The organism is Shouchella hunanensis (assembly GCF_028735875.1).
In the GTDB taxonomy this organism is placed as follows: Bacteria; Bacillota; Bacilli; order Bacillales; family Bacillaceae_D; genus Shouchella; species Shouchella hunanensis.
The window spans coordinates 1,880,089-1,894,246 of record NZ_CP117834.1; the positions used below are offsets into that span (position 1 = coordinate 1,880,089).

The 14,158-nt window shown below is 40.8% G+C and carries 11 protein-coding genes; 10 read left to right on the forward strand and 1 reads right to left on the reverse strand.

Going from position 1 to position 14,158, the window contains the following annotated elements; all coding sequences use genetic code 11:
* Positions 1 to 15 precede the first annotated feature (15 nt).
* Complete coding sequence (locus PQ477_RS09680; RefSeq protein WP_035392975.1) at positions 16 to 765, reverse strand: DeoR/GlpR family DNA-binding transcription regulator; 750 nt, start codon at positions 763 to 765, stop codon at positions 16 to 18.
* Between the two features lie 235 nt (positions 766 to 1,000).
* Here PQ477_RS09680 and PQ477_RS09685 point away from each other — a divergent pair, with 235 nt between their 5' ends.
* The 10 genes from PQ477_RS09685 to PQ477_RS09730 all read left to right on the forward strand — a co-directional run bounded on the left by PQ477_RS09685 (position 1,001) and on the right by PQ477_RS09730 (position 14,067).
* A complete protein-coding gene (locus PQ477_RS09685) occupies positions 1,001 to 2,467 on the forward strand; it encodes a CoA-acylating methylmalonate-semialdehyde dehydrogenase (protein ID WP_274273565.1) in 1,467 nt (488 codons plus the stop codon).
* Between the two features lie 9 nt (positions 2,468 to 2,476).
* A complete protein-coding gene (gene iolB, locus PQ477_RS09690) occupies positions 2,477 to 3,301 on the forward strand; it encodes a 5-deoxy-glucuronate isomerase (RefSeq protein WP_274273472.1) in 825 nt (274 codons plus the stop codon).
* Position 3,302: 1 nt separating this feature from the next.
* A complete protein-coding gene (gene iolC / locus PQ477_RS09695) occupies positions 3,303 to 4,289 on the forward strand; it encodes a 5-dehydro-2-deoxygluconokinase (RefSeq protein WP_274273473.1) in 987 nt (328 codons plus the stop codon).
* A 17-nt stretch (positions 4,290 to 4,306) separates the two neighbouring features.
* Positions 4,307 to 6,217: a 3D-(3,5/4)-trihydroxycyclohexane-1,2-dione acylhydrolase (decyclizing) gene (gene iolD / locus PQ477_RS09700; RefSeq protein ID WP_274273474.1), complete on the forward strand. Its 1,911-nt coding sequence runs from the start codon at positions 4,307 to 4,309 to the stop codon at positions 6,215 to 6,217.
* A 12-nt stretch (positions 6,218 to 6,229) separates the two neighbouring features.
* Positions 6,230 to 7,147, forward strand: a complete 918-nt coding sequence (gene iolE / locus PQ477_RS09705) for a myo-inosose-2 dehydratase (protein WP_144557651.1) — start codon at positions 6,230 to 6,232, stop codon at positions 7,145 to 7,147.
* Between the two features lie 21 nt (positions 7,148 to 7,168).
* Positions 7,169 to 8,212: a bifunctional inositol 2-dehydrogenase/D-chiro-inositol 1-dehydrogenase gene (gene iolG / locus PQ477_RS09710; protein WP_144557653.1), complete on the forward strand. Its 1,044-nt coding sequence runs from the start codon at positions 7,169 to 7,171 to the stop codon at positions 8,210 to 8,212.
* A 15-nt stretch (positions 8,213 to 8,227) separates the two neighbouring features.
* Positions 8,228 to 9,085, forward strand: a complete 858-nt coding sequence (gene fba / locus PQ477_RS09715) for a class II fructose-1,6-bisphosphate aldolase (RefSeq protein WP_274273475.1) — start codon at positions 8,228 to 8,230, stop codon at positions 9,083 to 9,085.
* Between the two features lie 32 nt (positions 9,086 to 9,117).
* Positions 9,118 to 10,149, forward strand: a complete 1,032-nt coding sequence (locus PQ477_RS09720; RefSeq protein ID WP_274273476.1) for a Gfo/Idh/MocA family oxidoreductase — start codon at positions 9,118 to 9,120, stop codon at positions 10,147 to 10,149.
* Positions 10,150 to 10,208: 59 nt separating this feature from the next.
* Positions 10,209 to 11,798: a solute:sodium symporter family transporter gene (locus PQ477_RS09725; protein ID WP_035392971.1), complete on the forward strand. Its 1,590-nt coding sequence runs from the start codon at positions 10,209 to 10,211 to the stop codon at positions 11,796 to 11,798.
* Between the two features lie 145 nt (positions 11,799 to 11,943).
* Positions 11,944 to 14,067: a DEAD/DEAH box helicase gene (locus tag PQ477_RS09730; protein WP_274273477.1), complete on the forward strand. Its 2,124-nt coding sequence runs from the start codon at positions 11,944 to 11,946 to the stop codon at positions 14,065 to 14,067.
* Positions 14,068 to 14,158 lie beyond the last annotated feature (91 nt).

Here is a 14,158-nt window from a genome sequence, read left to right on the forward strand (position 1 = left end):
TACTTAAACGATTAATTAAACTGTGTGTATCGCGATATTTTCTTCATGACAGAATGCTTCATATGATTCATCTAATGGGGCAGATGTGATAATGTGGTCCAATCGGGACAAAGGAGCATATGTAAGCATAGTTGACTTACCGAACTTTGAAGCATCGGCTAATAGAAAAAGCTCATTTTCTTTCTGTACAATGCTTTTTTTCACTTCGTATTCATGAAGGTCTGCGTTGGTTAACCCTTTAGAAATACTAGCTCCAGTACAAGCCATAAACGCTTTGTCTACATTATACTTATTAAGCGAAAAACCACTGATACTAACGAATGAACGTGTTTTGACCTGATAATGGTTCCCTAATACAAATAGTTCAATGTTCTCTTTTTCAGACACAGCGTTGATGACGTCTAAATTATTGGTCAGAATTGTAATAAACTTATCATCAGGAAAGTTATCAAACATCCATTTCGTTGTGGTACCTGAGTCAATGTAAACAAAGTCTTGATCTTCTATAAAGGATGCTGCGTGTAAAGCGATCCGGACTTTTTCATCGTTATAGACATGATGGCGGTTTTGAAATGGAATTAACGGTTTATCCGTTGCAGTAACTCCCCCGTATACTTTTTCAATGACCCCTTTTTCTGTCAAACGATTAATATCCCGTCGAACTGTATTTTTAGATACGTCGAAACGGTTGCATAAATCGTCAATGGAGACTGTACCGTTTGCAAGAATGTAATTTTCCATTTCTTGAATTCTAACTAACTTCATTCTATTACTCCCTACATCGCAAATTCTTATTTCATACTATACCACTATACTCAAAATATAATCAACACCTATATTTGTAAGCGGATTCAAAAGAAAATATTCAGGTAAAATATTGACACATATCCAAAATGTTATTAATATATAACCAATAAGTAACCAATATTTTTATGTTCGCTTATAATGTAAGCGATTACCAATATGTTTAATAGGTGGAGGGATTGTTGTGGCAGAAACAATAAGTAAGGTACGCACATTAAAAAACTACATAAATGGAAAATGGGTCGACAGTTTGACCACAGAATATGAGGAAGTGGTTAATCCGGCGACGAAGGAAGTTCTCTGTAGAGTGCCACTTTCAACAAAACAAGAGCTTCATTATGCAGCCGAAATTGCGAGGGATGCTTTTAAGGCGTGGTCAAATGTTGCTGTACCTCGTCGTGCACGTGTGCTTTTTTCCTTTCAACAGCTATTGCAACAACATAAAGAAGAATTAGCTCAACTCATTACAATGGAAAATGGCAAGAATTTAACAGAAGCTCGTGGTGAAGTACAGCGTGGGATTGAGAACGTTGAATTTGCTGCTAGTGCTCCTTCACTTATGATGGGGGATTCGTTGCCTGCCATTGCTACAAACGTAGAGGCGAGTAATTATCGTTATCCAATAGGTGTTGTTGGCGGTATTACACCGTTTAATTTCCCGATGATGGTGCCTTGTTGGATGTTTCCAATGGCGATTGCTCTTGGGAATACATTTATTCTAAAACCATCAGAGCGTACACCTTTGCTTGTCGAAAAATTTGCAGACTTGCTAAAGGAAGCTGGTCTACCTGATGGTGTGTTTAATATCGTTTACGGCGCCCATGATGTGGTAAACGGTATTCTTGATCACCCAGAAATTAAAGCGGTTTCCTTCGTTGGATCGAAACCAGTTGGAGAGTATGTCTATAAACGAGGTAGCGAAAATTTGAAACGTGTGCAAGCGCTAACAGGAGCGAATAATCATACAGTTGTTTTAGGGGATGCGGACCTTGATACAGCAGTGAATGATATTGTTGGTGCGGCTTTCGGTTCTGCCGGTGAACGTTGTATGGCCTGCGCGGTTGTGACGGTTGAAGAGGTTATTGCAGATGAATTTATTGCTCGTTTAAAGGAAAAAACAGATAACTTGGAAATGGGAAATGGGCTTGATGATGGTGTTTTCTTGGGTCCTGTCATTCGTGAGAAGAATAAAAAGAGAACCATTTCCTATATTGAAGACGGGGTTGAAGAGGGGGCAACACTGCTTACAGATGGAAGGGATCGATTGAGTGATGACGGTTACTTTGTTGGTCCAACAATCTTTGACCACGTTACAACTGATATGAAGATCTGGAGAGATGAAATTTTTGCGCCTGTACTTTCGATTGTCCGTGTGAAGCATCTTAAAGAAGCGATAGCGACTGCAAATCAATCAGAGTTTGCGAACGGTGCTTGTATCTTTACGAAAGATGCGCAAGCAATCCGTTATTTCCGTGAAAATATTGATGCAGGAATGTTAGGAGTAAACCTCGGTGTTCCAGCTCCTATGGCGTTCTTTCCATTTTCAGGGTGGAAATCATCTTTCTTTGGAACGCTTCATGCAAATGGAAAAGATAGCGTTGATTTTTATACACGTAAGAAAGTTGTAACAGCGCGTCTTGTTGACCCTGTTTTTGAAGATTAGGAGGTTCGTATGGCTAAATTATTACGGAAACCAAAACGAAACCCTTTATCGAAAGGAGTATGCATCGTTCATGATGTAAAAGAGGGAAACACCCCTCTAGAATATGTAGGTTTTTCTGTTATTGACTTAGATAAAGGTGCGGTTTTTGAAGAAATGTTAACAGATCAAGAGTGCTGTGCAGTGATTTTAACTGGAAAAGCCACAGTGACAGCAGGTGAGCAGACGTTTGAATCTCTTGGAACAAGAGAAACTGTATTTGAAAAAGTACCAACAGATAGTGTCTATATTACAAAAGAAGAAACGTATCGTATACAAGGAGAGACGGATACGCGGGTTGCGCTATGTTATGCGCCTGGGCTGACAAAACGTCCTAACCGTTTGCTTTCTGCTAAAGATATTCAACCAGAGCATAGAGGAATAAAAATGAATCAACGGTCTGTGCATAATATATTGCCTGATTCACTAGATGTGGCGGACTCGTTATTGGTTGTTGAAGTGTATACAGAGAGTGGGAACTTTTCGAGTTATCCTCCACACAAGCATGACCAAGACAATTTACCGTATGAGTCGCTTTTAGAAGAAACGTACTACCATGAACAAGATCCACCTCAAGGCTTTGTGTTCCAACGTGTCTATACGGATGATCGTAGTCTTGATGAAAGCATGGCCGTTGAAAATGAAGATGTTGTACTCGTACCAGCAGGCTATCACCCAGTTGGGGTTCCAGATGGCTATACTTCGTATTATTTAAATGTAATGGCAGGTCCTAAACGGATATGGAAATTTCATAATGATCCAGCACATGAATGGATCTTAGATCGTGAGGATTCATAATATGACAATGACGTTTTCAACAGATAAACGATTTGACTTAATTGCAGTTGGGCGCGCGTGTATCGATTTAAATGCAACAGAGTACAATCGTCCGATGGAAGAAACAATGACGTTCTCGAAGTATGTTGGTGGGTCACCTGCAAATATTGCCATCGGTTCATCAAAACTAGGGTTAAAGACGGGGTTTATTGGAAAAGTGTCTGACGATCAACACGGTCGTTTTATTCAATCCTATATGGAAAAAGTCGGCGTCGACACTTCACAGATGGTGAAAGATACAGAGGGCCATAAGTCAGGATTAACGTTTACGGAAATTAAAAGCCCTAAAGAGTGTAGTATTCTAATGTATCGTACCGATGTCGCGGATTTAAACCTTCGTCCAGAAGACGTATCAGAAGGGTATATCGCTCAAGCAAAAATACTTCTTATTTCTGGAACGGCACTGGCTAAGAGTCCGTCCCGAGAAGCGGTTTTTCAAGCAGTTGATTATGCAAAACGACAAAATGTTCCGATTGTCTTTGAATTAGATTACCGTCCCTATACGTGGCAATCAGAGGAGGAAACGTCCGTCTATTATAAATGGGCAGCTGAACAGTCTACTATTGTCATTGGTACCCGGGATGAATACAACATTCTTGAGAATTCTGAAGGCAACTCTGATGAGCAAACAGCAAAAGCGCTTCTTTCATCACGAGCTGAGCTGGTTATCATCAAGCATGGTGTAGACGGTTCTATTGCATTCGAAGATGATGGCACGATTACCCATGCAAAGGCATACCCTTCGAATGTGTTGAAAACATTTGGAGCAGGAGATTCTTATGCATCTGCATTCCTTTACGCATTATTGAATGGAAACTCTGTCAGAGAGGCGTTGCAGTTTGGTGGTGCATCCGCAGCAATCGTTGTAAGCAAGCATAGCTCTTCAGAAGCAATGCCTACGGTTGAGGAAATTAAAGCACTCTTGGCACAGCACGAGCAGAGTGTGTAAAAGGAGGTTGTGAGATCATGGCAGAAACAATTCGTTTGACAACAGGGCAAGCACTTGTGAAATTTTTAAACAACCAATTCATTTCAGTAGATGGGAAAGAGGCGCACTTTGTTGAAGGCATATTTAACATTTTTGGTCACGGCAATGTGCTAGGAATTGGTCAAGCACTTGAACAAGACGCTGGCCATCTCAAAGTCATTCAAGGAAAAAACGAACAAGGAATGGCACATGCAGCCATCGCCTATTCAAAACAAATGCTTAGAAAGAAAATTTATGCTGTTACCACTTCTGTTGGTCCGGGAGCTGCTAACTTAGTAGCTGCGGCTGGAACGGCTTTAGCGAATAATATCCCAGTCCTGCTACTTCCAGCTGATACGTTTGCAACGCGGCAGCCTGATCCCGTCCTGCAACAGTTCGAGCAAGAATATAGTGCAGCAATTACTACAAATGATGCATTGAAACCGGTATCTCGCTACTGGGATCGTGTGGTTCGACCAGAACAACTAATGAGTAGCCTACTTCGAGCATTTGAAGTGATGACAGACCCAGCAAAAGCGGGTCCGGCCACGATTTGTATCGCCCAAGATGTCGAAGGAGAAGCGTACGATTACCCAACATCTTTTTTTGAAAAAAGAGTACATTATGTGGATCGATATGAACCTACTTCTCGTGAGCTTAATCAGGCTGTTCAATTAATACGTAAGAGCAGAAAACCTCTTATTATTATTGGGGGTGGGGCAAAGTATTCAGAAGCCCGAGAAGAGTTAGTCGCTTTTTCCGAAACATACCGAATTCCTATGGTTGAAACACAAGCCGGTAAATCGACCGTTGAAAGCAATCACCCGTTTAATTTAGGTGGTGTTGGTGTTACCGGTACAAAACCAGCGAATCTCGCAGCAAAAGAAGCGGATTTAGTCATTGGAGTAGGAACACGATACACGGATTTTACATCTTCATCCAAAACAGCTTTCTCTTTTAACAACGCATCATTCTTAAACATTAATATTAGTCGGATGCATGCATATAAGATGGACGCTGTACAAGTCGTAGCAGATGCGAGAGTAACGTTATCAATTCTTTTTGGAGAATTAACCGGCTATAGAAGTAAGCATATTTCTATCGATTCTTGGAAACATGAATGGCTTCAGGAAAGAGAGCGATTGTCGTCTATCTCATTTGATCGTGAAGTGTTTAAACCTGAAATTGAGGGACAGTTTTCGCAACAATTATTAAATGAGTATGCAGATACATTAGATACCGAATTTCCACAAACAACTGCTTTAACGGCACTTAATAAAGCACTATCTAAAGATGCAGTAATCGTTTGTGCTGCTGGATCTCTGCCTGGAGACCTTCAACGTTTGTGGGATACGGAAACACCAAATACATATCATCTAGAGTATGGCTACTCTTGTATGGGTTACGAAATTGCAGGAGGTTTTGGTGCGAAGTTAGCTGAACCCGAAAAAGAAGTCTATTCGCTCGTAGGTGACGGCAGTTTTCTTATGATGCATTCGGAGTTTGTAACAGCCATTCAGTATGGTTATAAATTAAATGTTGTCTTATTTGATAACGCTGGATTCGGCTGTATAAGTAATTTACAAATGGATCATGGTAGCGGTAGTCATGGTTGTGAGTTTCGCACACATAGAGGCGACATCATGAACATTGATTACGCCAAAATTGCCGAAGCATATGGCGCAAAAGTCTATCGGGTATCGTCAGTGGAACATCTTCAAAAAGCAGTGGAGGATGCAAAGTGTCAAGAGGTTTCCACTCTTATTGAAATCAAAGTTCTCCCAAAAACAATGACAGATGGGTACGAGAGCTGGTGGAATGTAGGTGTCGCAGAAACCTCAAATGTAACGGCTGTGCAGCGTGCACATCAAAAACACCAAACGAAATTATATGCAGCAAAGCTCTATTAAGGGGAGATTATTTTGACCAGTAAGCAGATCAAATGGGGGATTGCGCCCATTGGTTGGCGTAATGACGATATGCCAGAAATAGGGGCAGGTAATACACTTGCCCATCTTCTCAGTGATGTAGTTGTCGCAAAATTCGAAGGAACAGAAGTTGGAGGCTTTTTTCCTGAAGCTTCTATTTTAAATAAAGAAATAGAACTTCGGCAGTTAAGAATTGTTGGTCAATGGTTTTCGAGCTATCTCATTCGTGATGGCGTAAGTGCAACGGCAGCTTTGTTTCACGAGCATTGTGCATATTTGCAGGAAGTGAATGCAGAAGTCGCTGTTGTGTCGGAACAAACTTATAGTGTTCAAAACGAAGAGCGAAACGTTTTTGCATTAAACCTTAAGCCAATTTTAACAGATGAAGAGTGGGAAATAGTATGTCAAGGCGTGGACATATTAGGTGGAATTGCTAAAACCTATGGTTTGAAACTTGCTTACCATTCTCATATGGGGACGGTTGTACAGACGAAAGAAGAGGTGAAGCGGTTAATGGAGGGGACGGATCCGAATCTTGTTGGGTTGCTGTACGATACGGGTCATACGTTTATTGCTGACGGTGAGTACTTATCCGTGTTAGACACACACTGTCAGCGAATAAACCACGTTCATTTTAAAGATGTTCGCAAAGATGTCCTGACAACATGTGAACAAAAAGGTTTAACTTTCAGACAATCATTCTTAAGAGGAATGTTCACGGTTCCAGGAGATGGTTGCATTGATTTTGAACCTGTGTTTTTACGTTTAGTAGAGAAGGGTTATCAAGGTTGGATCGTTGTTGAAGCGGAGCAAGACCCAGAAATTGCTCATCCATTGGAATACGCTTTAAAAGCAAGACAGTACATTGATAGTAAATTATTAAAGAAGAGTATTGGAACAGTCGATAGTTAAAGACCGAAGGTGGGGATACGGATGACGTTAAAAATAGGCGTTATTGGGACGGGCGCAATCGGTAGAGACCATATTCGCCGTGTAACAAAGAGTCTAGCTGGTGCAGAAATTATTGCGGTAACGGATGTTAATCAACAAGCGGCAGAAGCCGTCATTGAAGAATTTAATTTAAATGCAACCTTGTATAAAGATGATGTGGACTTAATTCAGGATTCAAGAATTGAAGCTGTATTTATCACAAGCTGGGGGCAAGCTCACGAGAGCAGTGTGTTAAAAGCAATCGAAGCAAAGAAATTTGTTTTTTGTGAAAAGCCGTTAGCAACAACTGCAGAAGGGTGTATGCGAATTGTAGAAGCGGAAATGGCTTATGGTACTCCTCTTGTTCAAGTAGGTTTTATGCGTCGTTATGATAACGGTTACAAAATGCTGAAAGAAGCGATTGATCAAAATACAATTGGAGAACCTTTAATGATGCATTGTGCTCACCGGAATGCTCATGTGGCTGAGCGTTATTCCACTGATATGGCAATCCACGATACATTGATTCATGAAATTGATGTGTTGCGCTGGTTAATTAATGACGACTATGTTTCAGCTCAAGTATTTTATCCTAGAAAAACGAAGCATGCATTGCCACATCTGAAAGATCCACAAATGGTGATGTTAGAAACCGAGAGTGGTGTCATGATTAACGTTGAAATTTTTGTTAACTGTACGTACGGATATGATATTCAATGTGAAGTTGTTGGTGAAGAAGGTCTTCTCCGCCTACCTGATGAAGCGCACATTCAAGTAAGAAAGGGAGGTCAAATTGGGAAAGAAATAGGAATGGATTGGCAGGAGCGTTTTGCTCACGCTTATGATGTTGAAGTGCAAGATTTTATCGATAACGTTCGTGATAAAGGCACCGTTTCTGGACCTACCGCATGGGATGGATACATTGCGGCAGTAACTGCAGATGCATGTGTGAAAGCACAAACTTCGGGTGTGAAAGAGATTATTGAACTTGCCCAATGCCCTGATTTCTATAAAAAAGTGAAGCCGGCAGCTAGAGTCGTTTACTAGAGAGGAGTGGGTATCATGGCGTTTGCTTTCATGAAAGAGCTACTCGTAGAAGCAAAAAGAAACCACTATGCAATCGGTCAATTTAATATAAATGGATTGCAATGGACCAAAGCAATTCTTCTTGCTGCTGAGGAAGAACGATCACCTGTTATCGCAGCAGCATCAGAGAGAATGATTGATTACTTAGGTGGTTATCGTACAGTCGTTTCTTTTGTCGACTCTTTAGTCAATGAATTGAATATAAACGTTCCCGTTGTTTTGCATCTTGATCATGGTAGAAGTGTTCAATCATGTTTTAAAGCCATTGACGCTGGATTTAGTTCCGTCATGATTGATGGATCGCACCTATCTATTGAAGAAAACATTGCGATGACAAAAGAAGTTTCGGATTATGCTGTAAAGTTTGGTGTTAGCGTTGAAGCAGAAGTTGGGACGGTTGGTGGAACGGAAGATGGTGTAACTGGTGGCGTTTCATATGCGAATGTCGACGAATGCGAGCGTTTAGTTACAGAGGCGAATATTGATGCGTTAGCAGCAGCGTTAGGTTCGGTTCATGGTCGTTATTATGGAGAACCTAAGCTAGGATTTAAGGAAATGGAACAAATCTCAAAGGTAACAGATATTCCGCTTGTGCTTCATGGTGCTTCAGGCATTCCAAGTCATGATTTAGAGCGAGCCATTCAGTTAGGGCATGCCAAAGTGAATATTAATACAGAATGTATGATTGCTTGGTCTGATCAACTAAGGAAACAGTTGATTGAACAACCAGATGCATTTGAGCCTGCCATTTTATTAACCCCGGCCATTCATGCTGTTCAAGAAGCTGTACAGCAGAAGCTGAAGGAATTTGGCTCAACTCACAAAGCGAATTAGGCTATGCCGAAGTTTTAGAAAGGGTGTTTTAAATGAAGAAGCGTATAAATATAGCAGTACTTGGACTCGGTCGTCTCGGTTATTCACATACCAAAAATCTATTAACCGAAGTACATGGGGCAAATGTATATATGGTTGTGGACCCACTATCAGGCAGAGCGAAAGAAGTAGCGGAAGAATTCGGAATTGAGTTTCATTCTACCAAGATTGAGGATGCTCTTACTCATCCAGAGGTAGATGCTGTTGTGATTGTAACGCCAACGAGCACTCATGCTGACATTATAAAAAGTGCTGCATATCATCGAAAGCATATTTTTGTTGAAAAACCATTAACGTTAAATCTAGAAGAATCGGAAGAAGTTTCAGTGGCAGTGGAAAAAGCCGGTATTATCTGTCAGGTTGGCTTTATGCGGCGATTTGATCCTGGGTATGTGGATGCCAAACGTCGAATTGATAACGGTGAAATTGGACGACCACTCTATTTTAAAGCATTCACAAGGGATCCGGGATCACCCCCACCGGAATTTATAAAGAACAGTGGGGGCATCTTTGTTGATTGTTCCATTCATGATTATGACATTGCTCGTTACTTATTTAATACAGAGATTACCTCGGTTGCCGCTCATGGAAACGTATTAAAATATGATTTCATGAGAGAGTTTAATGATATTGACCATGGGTTGACATACGTGGAGTTTGCAAATGGTGCCATTGGCGACATGGAAGTATCTAGGAATTCTCCTTATGGCTATGATATTCGTGCTGAAGTCATTGGTACAGAAGGTGCTTTATTTGTAGGCGATTTGAGAGAACAGCAGGTAACCGTATTGAACCAAGGTGGAAGTCATTTTAAGGTGTTTCCTAATTTCCAATCAAGGTTCCGTGTGGCATATATTGAAGAATTGAAGCATTTTATTCACTGTATACAGACTGGTGAAAAGCCGATTGTGAACGATCGAGATGCCACTCAAGATTTGCGAATTGCTTTAGCCGCAACACACGCTTACCAAACAGGAAAAAAAGTTGTTGTAGAAGAGTTTGCGCCGGAAAAAACTCACCTATAAAAAGGAAGCGTATAACATGCGCGCTCACCTTATTAGGTTAAAGAAGGGGGAAATTGGTTTTGAACGCTTTTGCGATAGCCACGTTTCTTTTTATTGTTGTGGCGATATGGATTTTTGCTTATCGAAAAAGTAGGACGATCGATAATTCAAGCTCAGAAGGGTACTTCTTAGGTGGTCGTAGCTTAACTGGTATTGTAATCGCGGGTACTGTAATTGGTACGAATCTATCAACAGAACAGATTGTTGGTCAAAACGGACAAAGCTATGTTGCTGGTATGGAAGTAATGGCTTGGGAAGTAACCTCGGCAATTGCGATTGTCGCCCTTGCGTTAATTTTCCTTCCAAAATATTTAAAGCATGGCGTAGATACGGTTACCGACTTTATAGAAGTACGCTTTGACAAAACTACAAAGAAGATTGCATCTGCTTTATTCATATTTACATATGTTGTATCTTTCTTACCTGTCGTTCTTTATTCGGGCTCCTTAGTGTTTAACCAAATCTTCTCTGTTGATGAAATGCTTGGAGTCGATCCACTAATAGCAATTGCATTAATTGCTGGTGGAATAGGCGTTGTGGGTCTTGCATACTTAATGTTAGGTGGATTAAGGCTAGCCGCATTTAGTGATACGATTTATGGAATTGGCTTACTTATAGCTGGTCTATCTGTACCAATTTTTGGTTTGATGCTGTTAGGAAATGGAAATATGTTGTCAGGCTTTGAGACAATACGTCAAAACACTCCTGAAATGCTTAATGCGATTGGAGCAGTTGATTCTGCTTATGTACCATGGCCAACGTTATTTTTAGGGATGTTTTTTAACAACTTATTTTTTTGGTGCACAAACCAAATGATTGTGCAAAAAGTATTAGCAGGAAGAGATCTTCGAGAGGGTCAAAAAGGTGCATTGTATGTAGGTTTTTTCAAGATCTTCGGGGCTCTTTTCCTTGTCTTTCCAGGCATTATTGCATTAAATATGTTTGGGGACGGCATCTCTAATTCTGATAATGCTTACCCAATGTTGGTATCTGCTGTTTTACCTGAATGGATGTTTGGTGTGTTCGCTGCTGTCATTTTCGGAGCCATTTTAAGTTCATTTATTGGCGCGTTAAATGCTGCTTCGACACTACTCACACTTGACTTTTATAAGCCAATAGGCAAAGAGAAAACAGATAAGCAAATTGCCCGTGTTGGGAAAATTTTCACGATTGGTGTCGGTTTAACAGCAACAATTATTGCTCCACTCATTTCGTTTGCACCTGCTGGTTTATACCATGTTGTTCAACAATTTAACGGTTTGTATAGCATGCCACTTCTTGTTATTGTGTTATTAGGTTTTTATTCAAAATATGCAACGCCTTTTGCTGCTAAATTTACATTCATCTTTCATGTAATGGTTTATGGAGCATCACAGTTATTTTTAGACATCCATTACTTATATGTATTTAGTGTTATGTTCTTTGTTGACTTGTTTATCTTATGGGGTGTCAGCCGATTGCAAAAGAATACAACTCCGTTTGTATTCGAGTCAGGCAAGCAAAAAGTTGACCTCACCCCTTGGAGACATCGTTATTGGGTCAGTGCCGTTGTGATCATCACTGTTCTTGGTACATACCTTATCTTTTCACCATGGGGGATTGCACAATAGCGTTAAACCAGTAGTCTTATAGACTGCTGGTTAACATAGAAAACCTCATAGTCTCTTTTCAGCGACAACAACCCTCCTGCTTTTTTCCTGTTTTCTACTTACACGGCATCGCGTATAATTGGTGGTTGGAATAAGGAGAGAAAACATGAAGCCAACTATTCAATTGGGTTTGTTTGAACTAAAAGAAGAGATGAAGCAGCGAAAGCATCAGCGAATGACGATCAAAATGCGCTCGTTTATGAAGCGAATCGGTCAAAAAAGACGTACGGAGCATATGGTTGCTACTGTAAACAAGCATTTGAAGCGATTAAAGGTACGAGTGTATTCATCAACAGGAACGCAATGGCATCGTCTGAAAATGGAAGAGTGGGTGACCTTTTCTTTTCAAGAGATGGAACATTCTCCTCATCTTGTAAAGGTGAGGACCAGTGATTTTCCTTTTCGCCTCTATGTGCATCAAGAAGAAGCGCTCCGGCGGTTAGACAAGATCCCCCTGCCGTTTTCTGGTATCTTGTCGATCCCAACAGGCGGCGGGAAAACAGTCGTCGCTGTGCATTGGCTATTGAAAGAGGGAGTGAGCAAAGGGCGCAAAGTGCTGTGGTTGACACATCGACATGATTTACTTAATCAAGCTTTTTCTGCCATTCGTACCCTAGCGACAGACGATTTAGTGGAAAAGGTCAAATCCATTTCGTGCCGGCTCATATCAAGTGAAGAAACACATGAATCGGTAAAGGCTATTCAGGCAGCCGATCAAATTGTTATTGGCACGAATCAAAGTATTGCAGGACAATTATCGTTGCTGCAAGAAAATTGGTTAAAGGCGAATGAGGACTTATTGATTATCGTGGATGAAGCGCACCATGCAGTGTCTGAAACGTACGAGCTCATTCTAACCACATTATCTAAAAAAGCAAATCCGACTATTTTAGGTTTAACTGCTACCCCTTTTCGGACTATAGAAGAAGAAAAAGGATTGTTAAAGAAACGATTTCCTGCTGATATTGTCTATAAGCTAGATGTTGCCACGTTAATTGCTAGAGGCATTTTAGCAGAGCCGTTTTTTAAAGAGCTTAAAACTGGTGTGGAAAAATTGCCGACTTTATCAGGAGTAGACATTCAGCACATTCATACAGCCGATCGTCTACCTCCTAAGGTTGAGCATTATTTGGCTGTCCATCAAGCGCGCAATACGCTTATTGTAAAAGAGTATGGCGATCATAAACAGGTGTATGGCAAGACGCTTGTGTTTGCGATGAACCGCAAGCATGCCATCCTTTTGACAGAACAGTTTGTAGAGGCGGGCATCTCTGCTGACTATTTCATTTCAGGAGAAGAGAAGAAAGAAGATGCATTAAAACGGTTTAAAGAAAATGAACTAGATGTGTTAGTGAATGTGAACATGTTAACCGAAGGAACGGACTTACCAGATGTTCAAACCGTCTTTTTAGCTCGACCAACAACGTCTGCTATTTTAATGACGCAAATGATCGGAAGGGCGATGCGAGGTGTCGAAGCTGGAGGAACGGCGTCAGCGCGAATTGTCCATTTTCATGATGATTGGCCAGAAACGATTTCGTGGATTACGCCTAGTGAGCTCTACCGAGATGAGGCGGCTGTAATCAAGCAGCGGAGTTTTGAGAATCAAGAGATGCCATTATCGACTTCAATTGTTGACAAGTGGTATAAGAGTCTTCCTACACAAGAAGTGGAAGCCCATCGTTTTGTTGAAACGATTCCTGTTGGTGTGTACTCGTTTATCGATCCTTCCTTGCAGCAGACAATCGACATTCTTGTGTACGAGCATTTGGCTACTGCTTATGAAGCGTGGCTTGAAAACTTGAAGCCAGTAGCGAAAAATGAAGTGAGTGCAATGCTTGATAAAACAGCCAAAACCTACTTCAAAGAAAAAAGACATACATTTGGCTTTCATGAACAAGATCTTGCAGCCCTTTACCGCTATTTTAGGGCAACGCAGCAAAAGCCAGTTTTACGCTGGTTGAAAGACCGGGATAAAGTGGATATCACAAGAATGGCAGAAGAGATTAAGCAAAGAGGGCTTTATGGTGATGAGAAAAAACACTTTATTGATACTCGTTGGAACAAAGAGCAATCCTTTATAGCGGTTTATTTTGGGTTTGATAAGCTTGAATTTCGAAAGCGTTTAGAGCTGGAGCTTATTCGATTAGAAGAGCCGGAGTTATTTAATAGAAACGAACCAAATGATTCAATTATAGATGGAGGTCGTCACGACCTGCCCTCTGTATGAAGGGAATAAGAAAAAATGAGAGCAAATGAGGGCTCTCTTTTTTTTATGCCCTGAATTAGGAGAGATGATTCATTTTTCTAAAAATAGGTTT